The 19,334-nt window shown below is 71.4% G+C and carries 19 protein-coding genes; 5 read left to right on the plus strand and 14 right to left on the minus strand.

Annotated elements, in window-relative coordinates:
• Positions 1-46: 46 nt before the first annotated feature.
• On the minus strand, positions 47-1,192 hold the full coding sequence (locus B7438_RS04300; RefSeq protein ID WP_085368307.1) for a glycerate kinase: 1,146 nt from the start codon (positions 1,190-1,192) through the stop codon (positions 47-49).
• A 35-nt stretch (positions 1,193-1,227) separates the two neighbouring features.
• Positions 1,228-2,130 (minus strand): SDR family oxidoreductase, encoded by a 903-nt coding sequence (locus B7438_RS04305; protein ID WP_085368308.1) that lies wholly within the window; start codon positions 2,128-2,130, stop codon positions 1,228-1,230.
• 82 nt (positions 2,131-2,212) lie between these two features.
• Between B7438_RS04305 and B7438_RS04310 the strand changes: the two genes are divergently transcribed.
• Positions 2,213-2,818, plus strand: coding sequence for a TetR/AcrR family transcriptional regulator (locus B7438_RS04310; RefSeq protein WP_085368309.1), 606 nt, complete (start codon positions 2,213-2,215; stop codon positions 2,816-2,818).
• Here B7438_RS04310 and B7438_RS04315 read toward each other — a convergent pair.
• From B7438_RS04315 to B7438_RS04325, 3 genes are all read right to left on the minus strand, one after another.
• Entirely contained in the window at positions 2,787-3,563 is a 777-nt protein-coding gene (locus B7438_RS04315; protein WP_085368310.1) for an SDR family NAD(P)-dependent oxidoreductase, read from the minus strand. The genes B7438_RS04310 and B7438_RS04315 overlap by 32 nt on opposite strands.
• A gap of 48 nt (positions 3,564-3,611) precedes the next feature.
• Positions 3,612-4,400, minus strand: a complete 789-nt coding sequence (locus tag B7438_RS04320; RefSeq protein ID WP_256921861.1) for an alpha/beta hydrolase — start codon at positions 4,398-4,400, stop codon at positions 3,612-3,614.
• A gap of 154 nt (positions 4,401-4,554) precedes the next feature.
• A complete protein-coding gene (locus B7438_RS04325) occupies positions 4,555-4,767 on the minus strand; it encodes a three-helix bundle dimerization domain-containing protein (protein ID WP_085368312.1) in 213 nt (70 codons plus the stop codon).
• A 60-nt stretch (positions 4,768-4,827) separates the two neighbouring features.
• Here B7438_RS04325 and B7438_RS04330 point away from each other — a divergent pair, with 60 nt between their 5' ends.
• The gene (locus tag B7438_RS04330) at positions 4,828-5,337 is read left to right on the plus strand and encodes a 4'-phosphopantetheinyl transferase superfamily protein (protein ID WP_085368313.1); all 510 of its coding nucleotides are present in this window, start codon (positions 4,828-4,830) and stop codon (positions 5,335-5,337) included.
• Here the strand turns inward: B7438_RS04330 and B7438_RS04335 are convergent.
• The 3 genes from B7438_RS04335 to B7438_RS04345 form a co-directional block, all read right to left on the minus strand.
• The gene (locus tag B7438_RS04335; RefSeq protein ID WP_085368314.1) at positions 5,315-6,664 is read right to left on the minus strand and encodes a M1 family metallopeptidase; all 1,350 of its coding nucleotides are present in this window, start codon (positions 6,662-6,664) and stop codon (positions 5,315-5,317) included. The genes B7438_RS04330 and B7438_RS04335 overlap by 23 nt on opposite strands.
• Positions 6,661-10,683, minus strand: a complete 4,023-nt coding sequence (locus B7438_RS04340; protein ID WP_085368315.1) for a Pls/PosA family non-ribosomal peptide synthetase — start codon at positions 10,681-10,683, stop codon at positions 6,661-6,663. The genes B7438_RS04335 and B7438_RS04340 overlap by 4 nt, the downstream gene beginning before the upstream one ends.
• 113 nt (positions 10,684-10,796) lie before the next feature.
• Positions 10,797-11,366: a hypothetical protein gene (locus B7438_RS04345; protein ID WP_085368316.1), complete on the minus strand. Its 570-nt coding sequence runs from the start codon at positions 11,364-11,366 to the stop codon at positions 10,797-10,799.
• A 141-nt stretch (positions 11,367-11,507) separates the two neighbouring features.
• Here B7438_RS04345 and B7438_RS04350 point away from each other — a divergent pair, with 141 nt between their 5' ends.
• Complete coding sequence (locus tag B7438_RS04350; protein ID WP_085368317.1) at positions 11,508-11,723, plus strand: hypothetical protein; 216 nt, start codon at positions 11,508-11,510, stop codon at positions 11,721-11,723.
• 13 nt (positions 11,724-11,736) lie between these two features.
• Here B7438_RS04350 and B7438_RS04355 read toward each other — a convergent pair whose 3' ends face one another.
• From B7438_RS04355 to B7438_RS04375, 5 genes are all read right to left on the minus strand, one after another.
• Positions 11,737-12,810, minus strand: a complete 1,074-nt coding sequence (locus tag B7438_RS04355; RefSeq protein WP_085368318.1) for a nitronate monooxygenase family protein — start codon at positions 12,808-12,810, stop codon at positions 11,737-11,739.
• Between the two features lie 53 nt (positions 12,811-12,863).
• Entirely contained in the window at positions 12,864-13,625 is a 762-nt protein-coding gene (locus B7438_RS04360) for an SDR family NAD(P)-dependent oxidoreductase (protein ID WP_085368319.1), read from the minus strand.
• A gap of 52 nt (positions 13,626-13,677) precedes the next feature.
• Positions 13,678-15,870, minus strand: coding sequence for an RNA polymerase recycling motor ATPase HelR (helR, locus tag B7438_RS04365; protein WP_085368410.1), 2,193 nt, complete (start codon positions 15,868-15,870; stop codon positions 13,678-13,680).
• 107 nt (positions 15,871-15,977) lie between these two features.
• A complete protein-coding gene (locus B7438_RS04370; RefSeq protein ID WP_085368320.1) occupies positions 15,978-16,601 on the minus strand; it encodes an MBL fold metallo-hydrolase in 624 nt (207 codons plus the stop codon).
• A gap of 249 nt (positions 16,602-16,850) precedes the next feature.
• Positions 16,851-17,441 (minus strand): GNAT family N-acetyltransferase, encoded by a 591-nt coding sequence (locus B7438_RS04375; RefSeq protein ID WP_085368321.1) that lies wholly within the window; start codon positions 17,439-17,441, stop codon positions 16,851-16,853.
• A gap of 78 nt (positions 17,442-17,519) precedes the next feature.
• Between B7438_RS04375 and B7438_RS04380 the strand changes: the two genes are divergently transcribed.
• Positions 17,520-17,984, plus strand: coding sequence for a DUF1801 domain-containing protein (locus B7438_RS04380; protein ID WP_218775133.1), 465 nt, complete (start codon positions 17,520-17,522; stop codon positions 17,982-17,984).
• Between the two features lie 64 nt (positions 17,985-18,048).
• On the opposite strand, the gene B7438_RS04385 is transcribed toward B7438_RS04380, so the two are convergent.
• A complete protein-coding gene (locus B7438_RS04385) occupies positions 18,049-18,504 on the minus strand; it encodes a MarR family transcriptional regulator (protein ID WP_218775134.1) in 456 nt (151 codons plus the stop codon).
• A 126-nt stretch (positions 18,505-18,630) separates the two neighbouring features.
• On the opposite strand from B7438_RS04385, the gene B7438_RS04390 reads away from it, so the two are divergent.
• Positions 18,631-19,326 (plus strand): NAD(P)-dependent oxidoreductase, encoded by a 696-nt coding sequence (locus B7438_RS04390; RefSeq protein ID WP_085368324.1) that lies wholly within the window; start codon positions 18,631-18,633, stop codon positions 19,324-19,326.
• Positions 19,327-19,334: the final 8 nt, after the last annotated feature.

The following is a 19,334-nucleotide window of genomic DNA, read 5'->3' on the forward strand; positions in this document are numbered from 1 at the left end:
GCGCGGCGTCGCTGGGGTGAGGCGGGGTGAGGTGAGGTGAGCCGCGCTACCCGATCTGACGGGCCAGCACAGCACCCGCTTCTCGCGCCCAGCGCTGCGGGTCGGCGATGGCGGCGTCTGCGCTTCCCGCGAGTTCGGTGAGCGACACGGCGGCCGCGAAGGCGTCGGTGGGCGCCTGGATCGCGCCCGCGGCGAGCAGGGCCGGGACACCCGCATCCCGTGCCAGGTGCGACACGTAGGCGGGAACCTTGCCCGCCGCCGACTGGCTGTCGAAGCGGCCCTCGCCGGTGATCACGACGTCGGCGGTCGCCACCAGGGCGGGGAGCCCGAGGGCGTCGCCCACCGCCGCGGATCCGGGAGCGAGTGAGGCGCCCCAGGCCAGTAGGCCGTAGCCGGTGCCGCCCGCCGCGCCCGCGCCCGGGGTGGTGGCCCGGAGTTGCCTGCCGCCACGCTCAGCACCCGCATCGGGCGCCGCCGCCCGCACCCGGCCGCCGCCGAGCACGCGCGCCAGCCGCGCGAGCCCCGACTCCATCCCGGCCGCCTGCTCCGGGGTCGCGCCTTTCTGCGGGCCGAACACGGCCGCTGCGCCCGTCGGGCCGAGCAGCGGGTTGGTGACGTCGCTCAGGATGCGCACCCCGCCGGGCGGTAGCGGCGGAAGTCCGCTGAGGTCGGCCTTGGCGAGCGTGCCGAGGCCGCGGTTGCCCAGGCGGATGGGGCGGCCCGTCGGGTCGGTGAAGTGTGCGCCGAGGGCGGCGAGGGCTCCGACGCCGCCGTCCGTGGAGGAGCTGCCGCCGATCGCCAGGAGGAGTCCGGTCGCGCCGGAGGCGAGGGCTGCCGCGATCGCCTGTCCGAAACCGTAGGTGTGCGCGTCGAGCGGGGCGAGCGTCGGCAGGTGGGCGAGGCCGCTCGTCTCGGCGAGTTCGACGACCGCCGTGCCGTCCGGGAGGGACAGCCAGGACGCATCCAGGTCGGCGCCCGCCGGACCGAGCACCGTGATGGCGTGCCTGACCGAGCCGGGGACGGCGACCTCGAACGCGTCGAGGGTGCCCTCGCCGCCGTCGGCCATCGGGGCGAGGACGAGCCTGTCGTCGGAGCGCACCGACGACCAGCCGGATGCGAGGGCCTCGGCGACCGCGGTGGCGGTCGCCGAGCCCTTGAACGAGTCCGGCGCGACGACGACGGTGTACGGCATCCCCCTACAGTGGCACGCCGACGCCCTCGATCAGCTCAGGCGGCCGCACGGAAGTAGTACCCGGCGGCGAGATCGTCCAGCAGTCCAGGATGCGTCGGCGTCCAGCCGAGGAGTTCCCGCGTCAGCGCGCTCGACGCGGGGACGTCGGCGCCGAAGAACTGTCCGAGCCAGCCGAAGTGCTCCGGCGCGTCCTCCGCCGGGATGGAGACGACGGGCAGGCCGAGTCCCTGCCCGATGGCCGTCGCGATGTCACGGGTCGGCACGCCCTCCTCGGCGACCGCGTGCACGACGCTGCCCGCCGGGGCGCCGTCGAGCGCGAGGCGCACCAGATGGGCGGCGTCGAGCCGGTGGACGGCGGGCCAGCGGTTGGCGCCGTCGCCGATGTAGGCGGCCACGCCGGTGCGGCGGGCGATGTCGACGAGCGCGGCCGTGAAGCCGTGGTCGCCGTCGCCGTGGACGGTCGGCGCGAAGCGCAGGCTGACCGGGCGCACGCCCCGCTCCGCGTAGCCGAAGGCGAGCGGCTCTGCTCCGCCGCGCGGGGCGTCCGGCCCGCTGTACGGCGACACGTCGCGCTCGGTCGCCAAGCGGCCGGGTGCGAGCAGGGCGACGCCGGAGGCGAACAGGAACGGGCGGCCAGAGCCTTCGAGCTCGCCGGCGAGGGTCTCGATGGCGGCGCGCTCCGTGCGCCCAGCGCCCTGGTAGTCGGAGAAGTCGTGCTTGAACGCCAGGTGGATGACCCCCTCCGACTCCGCTGCGCCCGCCTTCAGCGAATCCAGGTCGTCGAGGCTGCCGCGGTGGCCCCGGGCGCCGACCGCTTCGAGCGCGGCGGCCGATGCGTCGGACCGGGCGAGGCCGACGACCGTGTGGCCGGCGGAGAGGAGTTCTGGGACGACGGCGGAGCCGATCCAGCCGGATGCTCCCGTGACGAATACGCGCATGTGACGCCTACTTCCTTTGATGTCAGTAACTGTCATCAGGCTAGCACCACATGACAGTGACTGTCATCAGTAGAATCATCCTGTGGCACGATGGGAACCGGATGCGCGCGGCCGCCTCGCCGTCGCCGCGCTCGAGCTGTACGCGGAGCGCGGCTACGACCGAACGACAGTCGCCGACATCGCCGAGCGCGCCGGCGTGACGGAGCGCACCTTCTTCCGCCACTTCGCCGACAAGCGCGAGGTGCTGTTCGACGGCTCCAACGCGCTCCAGAACGCCACGGTCGCTGGAATCGCGGACGCACCCGCCGACGCCGCCCCGCTCGAGATCGCGGGCGAAGCGCTCGCACTGGCCTCGCGCATCCTGGAGGATCGCCGGCCGTTCGCGCTGTTGCGCGCGCAGGTCATCGCCGCTAACACGAGCCTGCTGGAGCGCGAGCTGCTCAAGATGTGGGCGCTCGGGGCCGCCGCGGCGGACGCGCTCCGCGCCCGCGGGGTGCCGGCCGCGGAGGCGAACCTGGCCGCCGAGTCTGCGGTGACGGTGTTCCGCGCCGCGTTCGCGCGCTGGATCGCGGCAGAGCCCGGCACCACCATCGACGACTACGTGCGCGCCGCCCTCGCCGACCTCAAAGCCCTCACCGCCACCGCAGACACCGCCGCTACATCGTCGGACGCATCCCGCCGTCGATGACCACGTCGGCCCCGGTCAGGTTGCCGAGCCGGGGGCTGGACAGCATGACGGCCAAGTCCGCGACCTCCTCCGGCCGGGTGAACCTCCCGGTCGCCATCTGGCTCTCCGCCCCCGCCCGCACCGCGGCCGGGTCGATGTTCTGCGCCTTCGAGACCGTCGCCGCCACCCCGCTGTCACCGAGCCAGAGCGCCGTCTCGACCGGTCCCGGACTGATCGAGTTCACCCGGAACCCTCGCGGCCCGAGCTCCTTCGACAGCGACTTCGTCACGCTCAGCAGGGCGGCCTTCGCCGCGCTGTAGTCGAGCACCTGCGGGTCGGCGAGGATCGCGTTCTCCGACACGATGTTCAGGATGCTCCCCCGCTCGGCCAGCCGCGGGAGTGCCGACCGGCAGGCGCGCACCGCCGCGAGCAGATTGAGCCCGATGGTCTGCGCCCACGTCTCGTCGTCGATCGACGCGAAGCCGCCCGGCCGCACGGGAGCCGACCCGACGTTGTTCACGAGCACGTCGATCTGGCCCGGGAACGCATCCACCATCGCCGCCGGCCCTGCCGGGTCGGAGAGGTCGACGCCGAAGAACGAGAACCGGTCGTCGGCGTCCACCAGCGCCGTCGTCTCGTCTGTCGCGCGGCGGGAGGCGCCGACCACCGTCGCGCCCTCCGCGAGGAACGCACGCACGATCGCCAGCCCGATCCCCCGCCCTGCGCCGGTGACGAGCACCCGCTTTCCGTCGAGTCCGAGGTCCATGTCAGCCCTTCCTGCTCCGGATGCGCGGCCCGGCCACGTCGGCGCCGGTCATGACTCGACCGGCGCGAACTCCTGGACGAACTCGAGCGCGATGTCCGCGACCTCGCGCCAGCCGCTGTCGATCGTGAGCGAGTGGCCGCGGTTCGGCACCGTGGCCAGCCTGGTCACTCCCTCGTTGCGGGACTGGATCTTGTAGCTGGCCTCGACGATCGACGCTGGCACCGTGTTGTCACCCTCGCCCGAGATGAGCAGCAGCGGCCCGCGCTCCGGGTTCTTCGTGTCGACCTTGGTCTCGGCGAACGGGTTGAAGTTGGCCGTCGCTGCCTGGAACAGCGGCACTCCGGACGTGGGCACGTGGTACGTCTCGTACAGCTCACGCGCTTCCGCCTCGTCGACGTGGTTGGCCCAGCCGTAGCGGAACTGCTCGAACGTGAGCGACACTGCCTTGCCGATGTTGGTCGGGTTGGTGAGCACCGGCGCCGCCGACTTCAGCGACGAGGCGGGGAGCTGGAGCACGCCCTGGAACGGCGCGTTGTCGATCGACACCGTGGCCGCCGCGACGCCCTCACCCGCGATCTTCTGCGCGATCAGCCCGCCGAACGAGTGGCCGATCACCACCGGCTCGTGCTCGAGAGCGTCGATCGCTTCGAGGTAGTGCTCTGTGACCTGCTTGACCATCTTCTTGGCGAAGACCTCCGGATCACGCCGCGCCTCCTCGACGCTGCCCGGGTCGTCCGGCCAGCCCGGCGCGATAGTGGCATAGCCCTGGTCTTCGAAGAGCGCCCGCCATTTGTCCCAGCTGCTCGACAGCAGCCACAGCCCGTGGACGAACACCACCGGTCGCCTGCCGCTCTCATTCGCTTTCGCGACTTCGTCCTGTTCCCATTGCGTCAAAGTGCCCATCGCCACACCCCTGCTCTCGGGTCAGCGCCCGACGGCGCGGACTGGTCTGAGCGTAGCGAGCCGGGGACGCCGCCGGATAGGGCCGGAACTACTTCTTCTTGCGCTTCTCGTTCTGGAGCGCCGACTTCGCCCCGTGCTCCACGAGCACGGCGATGTAGTCGCGCAGCCTGGCGTTCTTGAAGGAGTCGTAGTTCTCCTCGACGAGCTTCTCGATGTGCTTGCCGGAGGCTTCCGGATACTTCTTCTTCAGACGCGTGATCACGTCGTCGATCGCTGCCCGCTCGCTCTTCTTCTCCGCCATGCTCGAAGCGTGCCGTGGCCAGGTGACGAAAACCTGTGAATCCCGTGGCACACTGAGCGCGTGCGCACCGGCGACCTCCTCCTCCGACGCGGCACAGCGGTCGACGGCCGTGCCATGCTGCGCGAGCTCGTGGCCGAGCTGGCCGCCGTGCCGGCCGACGACGTGCGCATCGCGGCGCGCTGCCCCGACTGCGGCGGCGAGCACGGGCGTCCCGTGGTGATGGCACCGGATGCGGCCACAGGGGTTCGCGTGTCCCTCGCGCACGCGGGCGATGTCACGGTGGCGGCGGCGCTGGCGGGCGGCTCGGTCGGAGTGGATGCGGAGCCCAGCACCGCGCCCGAGACCGCGACCACGGCCGCGGCCGGAGCCACCGACCTGCGCCAGTGGACGAGGATCGAGGCCGTCCTCAAGGCCGACGGCCGCGGGCTGCGGGTCGACCCGGCCGCCGTGGCCTTCGAGCACACCGGAGACCTGCTCATCGCGTCGGTCCCCGGCGATCCGCGCCGCTACGAGGTGCGGGATGCGCACCTCGGCGACGACCTGTACGTCACCGTCGCGATCGAAGGGTGACGCCCGTCGCGGGCAACGCGGGGAGCGGCAGGTCGTCCAGCCAGGCGTCGAAGAGCGCATCCAGGTCGGCGCCCGTCGTCTCGGCGGCGAACGAGCGGAAGTCGTCGGTGGTGACGGTCGCGAAGCGGTACGACGCCGTCCAGGCGCGCAGCAGCGCGAAGAAGCGCTCGTCGCCGACCGTGAGGCGCAGCGCGTGCAGGGCGAGCGCTCCCCGCTTGTACACGCGGTCATCGAACATGCTCGCCGCGCCCGGATCGCTGAGCAGGATGTCCTGGGGCAATCTCGCCAGCGCGGCGTGATACCTCCTGGCGAGGGTGTCCGCGTGCTCCTTGCCCGCCGCCTCCGACCACAGCCACTCCGCGTAACAGGCGAAGCCCTCGTTGAGCCAGATGTGCTTCCACGCCGCCAGGCCGACACTGTTGCCGAACCACTGGTGGGCGAGCTCGTGCGCGATCAGGCGCTCGGAGCCGCCCTCCCCGTCGACGTGGTTCGCGCCGAAGATCGCCGACGCCTGCGCTTCGAGCGGGATCTCGAGGTCGTCGGCGGTGACGACCACCGTGTACCGGTCGAACGGGTACGGCCCGAACGCCTCGGAGAAGTATCCGACCATGTCGGGCAGCCGCGCGAAGTCGGCGGAGAGCCGCTGCTCCAGCTCGGCCGGGTACGCGAACCCGATCGCGGCATCGGCGGCCTGCTGCTCGGCCAGCGCATACCGGCCGATCTGCACGGTCGCGAGGTAGCTGGCGGTGGGCACGTCGCACTCGTACGTCCACGTTGCGCGCCCGGCCGACACGGTCCGGTCGACCAGCTCACCCGTCGCCACCACCGTGTACGGCTGCTCGGCCGAGACCCGGATGCGGTACCTCGCCCGGTCGGACGGGTGATCGTTGCAGGGGAACCAGGTGGGCGCCCCGGACGGCTGCGCCGCCACGATCACGCCGTCGGTCAGCTCCTCCCAGCCGACCAGCCCCCAGGCACTGCGCCGCGGAGCGGGCGAGCCCGCATAGTCCACGGCGACCGTGAACGTCGCGCCGGCCGGGATCGGCTGCTCCGGCGTGACCACGAGCTTCGAGGCCGCCTGCCGGAAACGGGTGCGGCGGCCGCCGTCCACGGACACCTTTCCCACCTTCAGCCGCACCAGGTCGAGACTGAACGACGAGAGCTCCTGGGTGGCCGTCGCGGTGATGACGGCCCGCGCATCCAGCCGGTTGGTGGCCACGCGGTAGCGCAGGTCGAGATCGTACGCGTCGACGCCGTATCCACCGTTGCCGGAGTGCGGGAGGTAGTCGTCGCCGACGCCGCGGGAACCCGCGGACGCCGAGGTCATGAGACCGTCGCGTGGTAGTCGGCGACCTTGACCTCGCGCCACGGCCCGATCGGGTTGCCGCTCCACCTGCTGCGGTCGGGGACGAGCTCCCCGCGCATCACGAGCGACGCCGGTCCGACCGTCGCGTGCGCCCCGATCCTGGCGGCGGGGAGGATGACGCTGTGCGGCCCGAGGGTGCCGCCGGTCTCCAAAGTCACCGTGTCCATGCTCATGATTCGATCATGGAACAGGTGCGTTTGCACGACGCAGCCGCGATTCACAGTGGATGCGTCGCCCAGCCTCACCAGGTCGGCCTCCGGCAGCCAGTAGCTCTCGCACCACACCCCGCGCCCGATCCGCGCGCCGAGGCTGCGCAGCCACCACACCAGGGCAGGCGTGCCGGAGGCGGCCTGGGCGAACCACGGCGCCGCCACCATCTCGACGAACGCGTCGGACACCTCGCTGCGCCACACGAACGACGACCACAGTGGATGCTCCGCCACCCGGATGCGCTGCACCAGCGCCCATTTCGCCACCGTGCTCACGGCCGCGGCGACCGCCCCGAACGCGAGCATCACCACGCCGCTGAGCAGCACGGCCGCCCACGGCCCCCAGGCTTCGGCGAGCGCCGTCAGCGTGAACAGCACCCCGAGCCCGATGGCGCAGGTGACGAACACGGGCACGATCCGGCACAGCTCCCAGAGCGCGCGGGCCAAGCGGAGCCCCGCCGATGGGCTGTACGTGCGGCTGAGGTCGCCGCTCGCCGCGGTGCGCCGGAGTCGCACAGGGGGCGAGCCGAGCCACGACGATCCCGGCTTGGACTTGCGTGGTGCGGCGGACAGCACGGCGACGAGCCCGTCCTTCGGCACGCGGTGCCCGGGCGCCGCCATGCCGGAGTTGCCGAGGAAGGCACGCGCTCCGATGTCGGAGCGCGCCACCCTGACCCGACCGCCGCCCAGTTCGTACGACGCGACCAGGGTGTCGTCCGCGAGGAAGGCGCCGTCCCTCACCCGTGTCATCGCCGGGATGAGGAGCACCGTGGACGCCTCGACGTCCCTGCCGATGTCCGCCCCGAGCATCCGGAGCCAGACGGGGGTGAACAGCGAGGCGTAGAGCGGGAACAGCAGGGTGCGGGCGAGGTCGAGCACGCGCTCGGTCGCCCAGACCCCCCAGCCGACCGAGCTGCGCACCGGGTAGATGCCCTCGCGGAGCCCGAGGCCGAGCAGCCGCACGATCACGACCACGAGCCCGGCGAGCACGAATCCGGAGACCAGAGTGGCGGGAATCAGGGCCGCTGCGGCGCGCAGCGCAGCCTCGCCGATAGACGCCGACCCCGCCATCCCGAACGCGACGATCACGCCGCCGGCCGCGAACGCGACGATCGGCAGCAACGCCACCACCACGCCACCGACGGCGTATGCGGCCAGCCAGCGTTTGCGCAGCGGGGGCCGCTCCTCATCCCACCACGGTTCGCTCGGGCCCACCCGCACGGCGGGCGATCCGGCCCAGCGCTCGCCTGACCGGACGCGCCCGAAGACCGACGAGCCCGGATCGATCTGCGCGTTCTTGCCGATGCGCGTTCCCGGCAGCAGGGTGCTCCGCGCGCCGACCGTGCTGTTCGCGCCGATCCGCACCGCGCCGATGCGCAGCAGGTCGCCGTCGATCCAGTATCCGGAGAGGTCCACCTCCGGTTCGATGGCCGCGCCGTCGCCGATCCGGAGCATCCCGGTGACCGGCGGCAGTGCGTGCAGGTCGACGTTCGGGCCGATGCGCGCGCCGAGCGCTCTGGCGTAGTAGGAGATCCAGGGCGCTCCGGCGAGGCTGACCGCGCCGACCTGGTGGGCCACCTGTTCGGCGAGCCACAGCCGCAGGTGGACGCCGCCGCCGCGCGGGTAGTCGCCGGCGCGCACCCCGGAGAGCAGCAGCCTGGCGCAGACGACCGAGATGGCCATCCGGCCGAACGGCGTCGCGAACACGAGCAGACCGACGATCAGCAGCCAGGCCGGCGTCGCCGGCAGGAAGCCGAAGCCGTCGAAGAGCCGCAGGATCGCGGACGCCGTGAGGGCGTAGAGCAGCCAGCGCACACCGCTGAGGACGAACAGCGGCACCCCGAGCACGGTCTGCAACCACTGCATCCTGGCCGGGGTGGGCGGCACGGCGTGGGTGGATGCCGTCGCCTCGCGTGCACCGGATGCGCGGGAGGCGAGCTCGGCCGCCATCGCCCCGAGCCGGGGATGCGCGTAGATGTCGGCCACCGTGAATTCCGGATCGCGCTGCCGGATGCGCGTGACCAGCTGCGCGGCGGAGAGCGAGCCGCCGCCGAGGTCGAAGAAGTTGTCTCCGTCGCCGGAGACGGGGAGGCCGAGCACCGCCTGCCAGTCAGCGGCGAGGGCGCTGAGCACCGGGTCGGCGTCGAGGCCGGTGTCGGCGTCGAGGCCGTCGCCAGTGCTACCCCCTGCGCCGCTGCCGGAAGCGCTGCGTGCCTGACCGGCCGGAAGCGGCCACGGCAACGCGGCCTTGTCCACCTTGCCGGAGGTGCGGGTCGGCAGCTCGCCGAGCACCGCGAGCAGGGGGACGAGCGCGGCGGGAAGCTCCTCGCGCAGCCGGGCAAGGGCGGCCGCCCTGTCGAACGCGCCGGGATCCACGGCGGACAGGTAGCCGACGAGCACCTGGTTGCCCGACTCCGTCGTCCGCACGGCGACCGCGGCGGCGGAGACGCCGGGCAACTGCTGCAGTGCGGACTCGATCTCCCCCAGCTCGATGCGCCGGCCGCCGACCTTCACCTGGTCGTCCGCCCTGCCCTGGAACAGCAGGCCGGCCGGGTCGAAGCGCACGAGGTCGCCGCTGCGGTACGCCCGCTCCCAGCCGAGCGTCGGCAGCGGAGCGTACTTCTCCGCATCCTTCGCCGGGTCGAGATAGCGGGCCAGCCCGACGCCGCCGATGATCAGCTCGCCCACCTCGCCGTCGCCCACCGGCTGCCCGTCGGCGTCGACCACCGCCAGGTCCCAGCCGTCGAGCGGCAGACCGATCCGCACCGGCTCACCCGGCCGCAGGAGGGAACCGCAGGCCACCACGGTCGCCTCGGTCGGGCCGTAGGTGTTCCAGACCTCCCGCCCGTCGACGGCGAGCCTGTCCACCAGCTCCGGCGGGCACGCCTCCCCGCCGAAGATCAGCAGTCGCACGTTCTCCAGCGACTCGGCGGGCCACAGCGCGGCGAGCGTCGGGACCGTCGACACGATGGTGATGCCGCGCGTGGTCAGCCACGGACCGAGATCCATCCCGCTGCGCACCAGCGACCGCGGAGCGGGCACGAGGCACGCACCGTGCCGCCAGGCCAGCCACATCTCCTCGCACGACGCGTCGAACGCGACGGACAGCCCGGCGAGCACCCGGTCGCTCTGACCGATCGGCTCGTCCTGCAGGAACAGCCTGGCCTCCGCATCCACGAACGCCGCGGCGGACCGGTGACTGACGGCGACGCCCTTCGGCGTGCCGGTGGAGCCGGACGTGAAGATGATCCAGGCGTCGTCGTCCGGCGTCGGCGCGGAGATGATCGGGGTGGTGGCGGTGCTGGGATGCGCCGGGGCGCCCTCGAAGAGCTGCGACGACGCATCCACCGGCGCGGCGTCGAGCGCGTCGGCCGGGTCGGTGGGCAGGTACTCGGCGTCACCGGTGATGATGCCGCGCACGGCCGCCTCGCCGAAGACCAGGTCCGCCCGCTCCTCCGGGTCGTCCGCATCCACGGGAACGTACGCGGCCCCCGCGGCGATCACGGCGAGGATCGAGATGTACAGCTCGCGCGTTCCGGAGGCGAGACGGATGCCCACCCTGTCACCGCGCCGCACCCCCGCCAGCGTCAGCCGAGCGGCCACCCGCACGACCGCCGCCATCAACTCGCGGTAGCTGAGCGCGCCACGCCCGTCCTCCAGGGCGGACGCATCCGGATGTGCGGCCGCTGTGGCGCGCAGCACATCCAGCAGCGTGCGTGGCTCAGCGGCGAACGCGCCGCGGTCCAGGATGCCCGTGCGAGCTTCGGTCACGTGTCACTCCATCCGAACGGCGAGGAAACGAACCTATGGGGCCACAGTAGCCAGCAGGTGAACGACCGGCTACTGCGACCCGCCCGACGCGTGGGTGCGGTGGCGCGCTGCGCTCAACTTGTGGCGGACAGAGCCTCCACGAGACGCGCCTTGGTCATCGACGAATAGCCGACGACACTGCGGCTGCGCGCTCTGCGTCGGAGTTCGACGACGGTGAGTTCGGCCAGCACCTCGCTGGCGGGGACTGGGGTGACGGCGGTGGAGGAGGAAGAGGAAGAGGTGGTGCGCTTCGCGGGGGTGGGGCGCTTGGCGGGAGACTTCGGGGCAGTGGCTTTCGCGGGAGTGGCTTTGGGAGCGCTGGCTTTCGGCGCTGTGACCTTCGGGGCGGCGACCGTCCGCCCGGTGGCTTTTGGCGCGGTGGCTTTGGTTGCCGCCTTGGTCGCGGCTGGCTTCGCCGCCTTCCCCGCGTCCTTCTTCCCGCTCGTCTTCTCCGCGGGCTTCTTCGCGGCGGGCTTCCCCGCCGACTTCTTCCGCAGTCGGTCGAACTCGCTTGCGAGCTCCTCGACCTTCTTCCTGGCCTTTTTGTCGACCTTCTTCGCCGCGCGCTTCGCGTCGGCGAGCGCCTCTTCCGCCTTCGCGAGCGCGTCTGCGGCGGACTTCTGGAGCTTGGACTGTTTCGGCATTGCGGGCCTCCTCGGCGGATTTCCTGCGCGGCAGGGCCAGTTTTGCACCATCCGGTCGCGCCGTCGACGAAATGTCGCCGGTTCTTTGCCTGTTGGTCACACTCCGCGCGTAGCGTGCGGTCCACCGACCAGGAGGTGGACATGACATATACCGAAGCTTTCGACGTGGTGGATGCCGGCGAAGGGCGCTGGGACATCCAACTCCGCGAGACCCTGCTCGTCGCAGGGCAGGTGTGGCGCACGGCCGCCGGTTTCCTGCTCTGGGACTGGGCGGACCGCCAGCTCGGCACCTTCCCCAGCCTCGCCGAAGCGCTCCGCACGCTCTGGGCGACGCAGTCCCGCGAGCGCCTCGTCTAGCGGCGCGCGACCACTACGCCGACGCGGCCAGCCCCGCGGCCAGCTCGGCGAACACGTCAGCGGCGTCGGCGGACCGCACCAGCGGTGCCGCCTGCCCGAGCCACAGCGACTGCAGGTCGCCGATGCCGCGGCGCGATGCCTCGGCGCGGAAGCGTCCGGTGAGCCAGTTCTGCACGGGGAACGGGGCCACCGCTCCCGCCGCTTCGATGGTGCGCACCGCCCTGTTCGCCGCGCCGCGTGCCAGCCGTCCGCTCATCGAGCGGGTCAGCACCGTGCGGTCGGCCGGTGTCTCCCTGATGGCCCTGCGGTGCGCATCCGTCGCCGCCGACTGGTTCGTGGCCAGGAACGCCGTGCCCACCTGGACCCCGGATGCGCCGAGCGCGAGCGCAGCACGCACGCCCCGCCGGTCCGCGATGCCGCCAGCCGCGATGACGGGCACGTCCACCGCATCCACCACCTGCGGGATGAGCGCGAACGTGCCGATCAGCGACTCCTCGGCCGGCCGCAGGAACGAGACGCGGTGCCCGGCCGCCTCCATCCCGGTGGCGACGATGGCGTCGACGCCGCCGTCCCGCAGCGCGACGGCCTCCGCGACGGTCGTGGCGGTGCCGACAACCGCGATCCCGCGGGCGTGAGCGGCCTCGACCGCCTCGGGCGAGGGCACGCCGAACACGAAACTGATGGCGGCAGGGGATGCGGCGAGCGTCGCCTCGTACTGCTCTTCGAACGTCGGAAGGTAGCGGTCGGGGCGGGTGGGGAGTTCGAGGCCGAGCTCGTCGAAGATCGGGCGGAGCGCATCCACTGCCGCGGCGAACTCGGCGTCGGTCACGTCAGCCTCGCCCTGCTCAACGTGCGGAAGCCACAGGTTGAACGCGAACGGGCGCTCGGTGCCGGCGCGGAGTTCGGCGGCGGTCTGCTCGATGCGCGCCGCGTCATAGCCGTAGAGGCCGTAGCCGCCGAGCCCGCCGAGGTCGCTGACGGTGGCGGTCAGCTCCACCGAGGAGAGTCCGCCGAACGGCCCGAGCAGGATCGGGGTGTCGATCCCGAGCAGCGTGGTGAGTTCGGCGCTGCGCCTGTCTGTGCTCATCGGCGTCCCTTCCTCGATCGTTCCGTGCCCATGATCCTCCGTCTCCGCGATCCTCAGCGCGCGGTCCAGCCGCCGTCCACGTGCAGGGTCTCCCCGCTGATCAGCGATGCGCCGTCCGAGGCCAGGAACACCACGGCGTCCGCGACCTCGCGCGGCTCTCCGATGCGGTGCAGTGCCGCGATCCGGTCGATCACGTCGGCCTCGAACGCGGGATCGGCCAGCATCTCCTCCGTGCCGTCCGTGCGCACGAAGGTGGGCGCGACGCAGTTCACCCGCACCCCGTGCACGCCCCACTCCACGGCGAAGCTCTTCGTCAGGTGCGCGACGGCCGACTTGCTGAGGCAGTAGACCGCCTCGCCCGGCAGGGCGACCGAGCCGGCCTGCGAGCCGATGTTCACGATCGAGCCGCCGCCGTTGGCGATGAAATGGGCGCCGACGTACTGGCTGAGGAAGAAGGTCGACTTCACGTTGAGGTCGATGAGGGAGTCGAAGACGTCGACCGTGTACTCCTCGATCGGACGGTCCGGCACGCCGCCTCCCGCGTTGTTGACGAGCACATCCAGCCCGCCGAACTCCTCGATCGCGCGGTCGATCGCCGCGTAACTCTGCGGCAGGTCGGTCACATCCATCCGGACGGGAAGCGCCCGCCTGCCCAGCGCCTCGATCTCGGCGACCAGTCCGGAGACCGCCGTCTCGTCGCGCACACCGAGCGCCACATCCGCTCCCGCGGCAGCGCTCGCCACGGCGATCGCCCTGCCCAGTCCGCGCGCCGCACCCGTCACCAGGACGCGACGGCCCTCCAGCTGATTGCCCATGCTCTTGCTTCCTCCGACACGTTGACCCCGAGGTCGACCCCCGACGAGTCAATCATCTCCCCGCGCCGCTCCCCTCGGGCGTGGTGAGCACGACCAACTGCTGCGTCGCGCGCGTCATCGCCACATAGTGGTCGACCGCGCCCTCGATCCCCGTCCCGAACGTCTCCGGATCGAGCAGCACGACGAGGTCGAACTCGAGGCCCTTCGACAGTTCGGGCGTCAGATACCGGATGCGCGGGGACGCCGCGAACAGGCCGGCGCCGTCGCGGCCCGCCCCGATCACGCAGGCGATGCCCTCGCCCTCCTCGTGGTCGGCGAGCCACGCATCCAGGATCGGCTGCAGCTCTGTCGCCGGCGCGTGCGTGACCGGCAGGCCGCTGCTCCGGATGGAGGTGGGCACGTTCGCGTCAGGCAGCACCGCCCGGATGACCGGCTCGGCCTCCGCCATGACCTCCTCCGGGGTGCGGTAGTTGATGGTCAGCGAGGCCAGCTCGGCGTGCGGCAGGCCGATCCGGCCGAGGCGTTCCTGCCAGGTCTCCGTGAAGCCGTGCCTGGCCTGGGCGCGGTCGCCGACGATCGTGAAGCTGCGGGACGGGCAGCGGAGGAGCAGCATTCCCCATTCGGCGTCGGACAGCTCCTGCGCCTCGTCGACGATGATGTGCGCGAACGGCCCCGCCAGCAGGTCGGGGTCGACGCTCGGCAGCGCCGCCTCGTCGATGAGACTGTTCTGCGCATCCGGTCTGCGAAGCATCGACATCACCAGCATCTCGGAGTCGTCTGCGGCGATCAGGTCGTCGATGACTTTCGCCATCTGCTCCCGCTCCGCCGCGAGGGTGGCGGCGCGGCGGCGGTCGCGCTTGGACGCCTCCGGGTCGCCGATGCGCCTCCGGGCCGCATCCAAGTAGGGGAGGTCGGAGACGGTCCAGGCCCGCGCATCCCTCCGGTGCAGCAGCTCCGTCTGCTCCGGCGTCAGCCATGGCGCGCACACCCGCAGGTATGCGGGCACCGACCAGAGGTCGCCGACGACGCCGACCGGGTCGAGCACGGGCCACGCGCGCGCGAACGTGCGGGTCAGTTCTTCGTTCTGCAGCAGCGCCCTGCGCACCTGATGCGGGGGGACCTCCTCGTCGTCGAACCCGTCGGTGAGGATGTCGAGCAGTGCCTCCCAGACCTGGTCGCGCGCCTCGTTGTGCGGCGTGCCGGGGTCGGGCGCGTCGAACGCCTCCGCCCACTCCGCGGGGCTCAGCCGGAGGTCCGTCCAGGGCGTCTCGACCGTGAGGGCTGTAGATGGGGGGACCTCGTAGTACCGCACGGCCGCCTCCACCGCATCCAGCAGCGCGCCGGACGACTTCAGCGCAGCCACCCGCCGGTCGGCCTCCTCCTGCGCGTCTGCGCCTTCGGCGACGAGGTCGCGGAGGGTGCAGATCTGCACGCTCTCCTCGCCGAGACCGGGCAGCACGTCGTCGACGTACGCGAGATAGCCCTGGCTCGGCCCGACGAACAGCACGCCGTCGTCGCCGCGCGAGATGCGCGGGTCGGAGTAGAGCAGGTAGGCGGCACGGTGCAGCGCGACGACGGTCTTGCCCGTTCCCGGCCCGCCGTCGACCACCAGCGGGCCCCGCGAGCCCGCCCGGATGATCGCATCCTGGTCGGACTGGATGGTGCTCAGCACGTCGCGCATCCTGGGCGAGCGGCTGCTGCCGAGGCTGGCGATGAAGGCGGACTGGTCGTCGAGCGCCGCCGCGTCCTGCAGGCCGTCCTCGGTGAAGACCTCGTCCCAGTAGTCGCTCACCCTGCCGCGCGTCCACCGGTAGCGCCGACGACTGACGAGCCCCTGGGGATGCGCGTGCGTCGCCGCGAAGAACGGCTCGGCCGCCGGCGCCCTCCAATCGATGAGCAGCCGCTTGCCGTCGCGATCGGACAGGCTGAGGCGCCCGATGTAGACGGGTTCCGAGCCGTCGTCGGCCACGATCCTGCCGAGGCACAGGTCCAGGGTGAAGCGGCGCAGCGCACGCAGCCGGGCGGTCAGCCGGTGCACCTCGATATCGCGGTCGAGGGCGGCCTGCCCTTCGCCGACGGGCGCCAGCCGCTCCTCGGCGAGCCGCCGTTCCAGCTCGGCGATCTGCTCGTCGAGGCTCGTGGCGATGGCGGCGAACTGTTCCTCGTCGCGCGCGATCAGCTGGGCGTCCCGCTTGGCAGCGAGTCGCTCGGGCAGGGCGAAGGCAGAGGGGGAGAGAGTCACGATGGACGATTCTCCGCCCGACAGGGGGCCTTGCGGCAAGCCCCCTGGTGTGCTATATATTAGAAATGGCGGAGGGAGTTTTCCCCCCGTTTTCGTTTGTTAAGGGGCGGCTAGTCGGCCGGTCGCCACGGCTCGTCCGCGTGAGCGAACCACACCTCCCGCGGGTGCAGCGACAGGATGAGCCGCTGCCCCTCGGTGCTGGGTTCGTCGAGCTCCCCGAACCACACGGCGGTGTCGCCGGCGATCACGATCGGCCCCTCGCCCGTCTCGATCACGACGATCTGGGATCCGCGGGTGTGGCCGGGAGCGGGCAGCAGCCGGACTCCCGCCACCAGCTCGTACTCGCCGTCCACGGCCGTGTACTGCACGCCGGGGGCGTCCACCCAGTCCGGGATCGTGTAATCGTCCAGCGTGCGGGCATCCTCGAGCTCCTGCCGCTGCACGTAGATCGGCCGACCGGCGAACAGGTGGTTGCCTCCGCAGTGGTCGAAATGCAGGTGGGTGTTGACCACCGCGGTGATACTTCCGAGGTCCAGCTCGTCGTGCCGGTCGAGAGCATCCAGGCGCGGGTCCATGTCAGCCACCGCGGGGTGCAGCTGCGTCAGCCCGGTGTCGACCAGGATCCGTCCATCCGGATGGTCGATGAGGTGCACGTAGACCGGCAGCCGCTCGTCCTCCCCGACGAGGAGACGAGCGACGCGGATGGGCGTGACGGCGACCGGATCAAGAGACATGCGGACACTGTACACAGCGGTGGCGGGCGGGCAGGAACGCGGGCGGCGCGTGCGCGGCATCGGCCTTTGCTCGCGACGCGGTCGCCCGAAGCATCAGCGTGAGCCGCGGGGCGAAGTCCAGGGCCAGATGACCCCACTCTGGATGGCGCTCAGGCGCAGCTGCGGTGTGAGTGACGGTGGCGGCGGGAGCGAACAGTAGCTTCGCGCGGTCTCTCGTTCCACGGAAACCTGCCCACCATCGGAACCGCCCTAGGCGTAGGCAAGGTAGGCGCCGGACTGCCCGGGTAGCTGCACCCGGAACACGGGGCGGAGGCCGACCAGCTCGAGCAGGGCGACCTGCTGGGGAACCTCCTCGTTCGTCATGGTGACCAGGTCGTGGAGACCCCAGTCGTCCGCGATCCAGCGGAGCACAGCGGCGACTAGGCGCCGGTCGAGCCCGTCGTCCAGCCGCGAGCTGCGCACCCAGAAGCTCACCGTGCCCCGGACCCGGTCCCATTGGTTGCCGGCCAGTGGCGTGATCTCCGCAGTCGTGTACGAGCGCGCGTCACCAGGCATGAAATAGACACACCCGAGACACTCGGACTCGTCCGGCGTCAGCACCGTGTAGGTGAAACGCCGCCCGTCGCGGTGCCCGCGCTCTAGCCCTTCGACGTCGGCGAGGTCATCCTCGAGCGTGAAGTCGTCGGCCGGCCAGCCCGTCTGCTCCCACGGCCTCAACTGTTCCCGGCTCGCCATCACGGCCTCGTAGTCCAACTCGACATCGGCGGCGACGAGCGGACGGAGCACGAACTCCGGCGTCGTCAACCGCTCCGGCACGGAGACCAGATCGGCAAAGTCCATGCGGTGATGCTAACCCCAACCCCGAGCAGCAATGTGGCGATCGACGCGCTGCTGCGTGGTGACTCTAGAATCACGCTCATGACAACCGGCACGAGCGACGAGCGGGGCGACCAGAGCGCGTGGACTCCGCCGGACGACATGACCACGGGCACGGCGAGCCCTGCGAAGGCGGCCGTTGGCGACCGGCCCGTCTTCGCGTACATCGCCAGCCTTCCGCAACCGCAACGCCGCATCGCCGAACGAGTGGATGAGCTGGCAGCCGAAACCCTTCCCGGGCTACGCCGTTCAGTGAAGTGGGGCATGTCCTACTACGGAGTCGGGGACGGATGGTGCTTCAGCTGCGGAGCCTTCGCCGGCCACGTAAAACTCATGTTCATCAACGGCGCGACGCTCGACCCGGTTCCGCCCGTCACACCACTCGGGATGGGCAAGGCAACACGAGGCGTGGAGATCGAGTCCGTCGACGACATCGACGATCATCAGCTTGCCGATTGGATGAGACAGGTCACCTCCCGGCCCGGACTCGGCGGCCCGAAGCGCTAGCAAGGCAACAGAACTCTCGCAACCAGCATTCTGGACGCCGAGTAGCGGCGCCGGGCGCCGCGCGTCAGTCGCTCTCGCCGAACTTCTCCGTCGCTTCGCGCCCGGCGGACGTCGCCCGCTGCAGGAACCCGGCGATGGTCTCCAGCTGCTCCGTGTCGTACCCGGCGCAGAGGTCGTCCATCCGGGTGTTCATGTCGGCGTAGAGGCGGAACATGTCCCTGCTGCGTTCGGGCAGTGCCCGGAGGAGGACCGAGCGACGGTCGGCGGGGTCGCGGTCGCGGGCGATCCAGCCGCCCTTCTCGAGCCGGTCCAGGATGCCCGTGAGCGTGGCAGGGTGGAGGCCGGTCAGCCGCGCGAGGGTGCTCGGACTGATGGGGCCGTTGGCGGAGACGATGTCGAGGCAGTCGAGGTCGATGTCGCGGAGTTCGGCGGCCATCCCGACCTGGTGGTTGAGCACGGACAGTTGCACCCGGAGGTCGCGGAGGGACTGCTTGACGGACGCGGCGGCGCGGCGCTGCATCCGCTGGTTCCGGCTCTGGTTCGGGCGCTGATTCGGGCGCTGATTCGGGCGCTCAGATAATCCTGAAGTCATATGGTATCGTTTCCGTATTATATGGTTTCCTAACCCAAGAGTAGCGGAGACAGCATGGACATCGTCGTATTCGGGGCCAACGGCCCGACCGGCCGGCTCCTGGTTGGTCAGGCGCTGGCGGCGGGCCACGCCGTGACCGCCGTCACCCGCGATCCGGACGGCTTCCCTCTGCACGACGCATCCCTCCGGGTGGCCGAAGCCGACGTGCACGACCCGGCTGCGGTCGCCTCCGTGGTCCGCGGGGCGGACGCGGTGCTCTCCGCCCTCGGCGTTCCATACGGACGGCAGCCGATCACGGTCTACTCCGACGGCGCGACCAACATCCTGAACGGGATGCGCGCGGCCGGCGTGCGCCGCTTCGCCTGCGTGAGCTCCAGCGCCATCGACCCAGCCGCAGGACCGCACGGCGGCTTCTTCTTCGAGCGCGTGCTGCAACCCGTGATCGTCAACCTGTTCGGCAAGCAGCTCTACGCCGACATGCGCCGGATGGAGGCGATCGTCACCGCGAGCGACCTCGACTGGACCATCGTGCGGCCATCCGGCCTGTTCGACGCATCCGGGGTGAGCGAATACGACTACGCGGAGCGGTACACCCCGGGCGCATTCACCTCCCGCGCCGACCTCGCCGATGCGCTCCTCCGCCAGGTGACGGAACCCGAATACGTGCGCACGATCGTCGCCGTGTCGACCTCGGCGGGCGCCCCCACCGTGCGCGAACTCATCGTGCGGGAGGCGCTGGGCAAGAAGTGACGCCGCCG

Origin of the sequence: Leifsonia sp. NCR5, assembly GCF_002105485.1 — a bacterium.
In the GTDB taxonomy this organism is placed as follows: Bacteria; Actinomycetota; Actinomycetes; order Actinomycetales; family Microbacteriaceae; genus Leifsonia.

Bases quoted from the DNA above. Each gene is read 5' to 3' on its own strand.
- B7438_RS04300 (WP_085368307.1), bottom strand. From the start codon at position 1,192: ATGCCGTACACCGTCGTCGTCGCGCCGGACTCGTTCAAGGGCTCGGCG.
- B7438_RS04305 (WP_085368308.1), bottom strand. From the start codon at position 2,130: ATGCGCGTATTCGTCACGGGAGCATCCGGCTGGATCGGCTCCGCCGTC.
- B7438_RS04315 (WP_085368310.1), bottom strand. From the start codon at position 3,563: ATGGACCTCGGACTCGACGGAAAGCGGGTGCTCGTCACCGGCGCAGGG.
- B7438_RS04325 (WP_085368312.1), bottom strand. From the start codon at position 4,767: ATGGCGGAGAAGAAGAGCGAGCGGGCAGCGATCGACGACGTGATCACG.
- B7438_RS04335 (WP_085368314.1), bottom strand. From the start codon at position 6,664: ATGACCTCGGCGTCCGCGGGTTCCCGCGGCGTCGGCGACGACTACCTC.
- B7438_RS04345 (WP_085368316.1), bottom strand. From the start codon at position 11,366: ATGCCGAAACAGTCCAAGCTCCAGAAGTCCGCCGCAGACGCGCTCGCG.
- B7438_RS04350 (WP_085368317.1), top strand. From the start codon at position 11,508: ATGACATATACCGAAGCTTTCGACGTGGTGGATGCCGGCGAAGGGCGC.
- B7438_RS04355 (WP_085368318.1), bottom strand. From the start codon at position 12,810: ATGAGCACAGACAGGCGCAGCGCCGAACTCACCACGCTGCTCGGGATC.
- B7438_RS04360 (WP_085368319.1), bottom strand. From the start codon at position 13,625: ATGGGCAATCAGCTGGAGGGCCGTCGCGTCCTGGTGACGGGTGCGGCG.
- B7438_RS04370 (WP_085368320.1), bottom strand. From the start codon at position 16,601: ATGTCTCTTGATCCGGTCGCCGTCACGCCCATCCGCGTCGCTCGTCTC.
- B7438_RS04375 (WP_085368321.1), bottom strand. From the start codon at position 17,441: ATGGACTTTGCCGATCTGGTCTCCGTGCCGGAGCGGTTGACGACGCCG.
- B7438_RS04380 (WP_218775133.1), top strand. From the start codon at position 17,520: ATGACAACCGGCACGAGCGACGAGCGGGGCGACCAGAGCGCGTGGACT.
- B7438_RS04385 (WP_218775134.1), bottom strand. From the start codon at position 18,504: ATGCAGCGCCGCGCCGCCGCGTCCGTCAAGCAGTCCCTCCGCGACCTC.
- B7438_RS04390 (WP_085368324.1), top strand. From the start codon at position 18,631: ATGGACATCGTCGTATTCGGGGCCAACGGCCCGACCGGCCGGCTCCTG.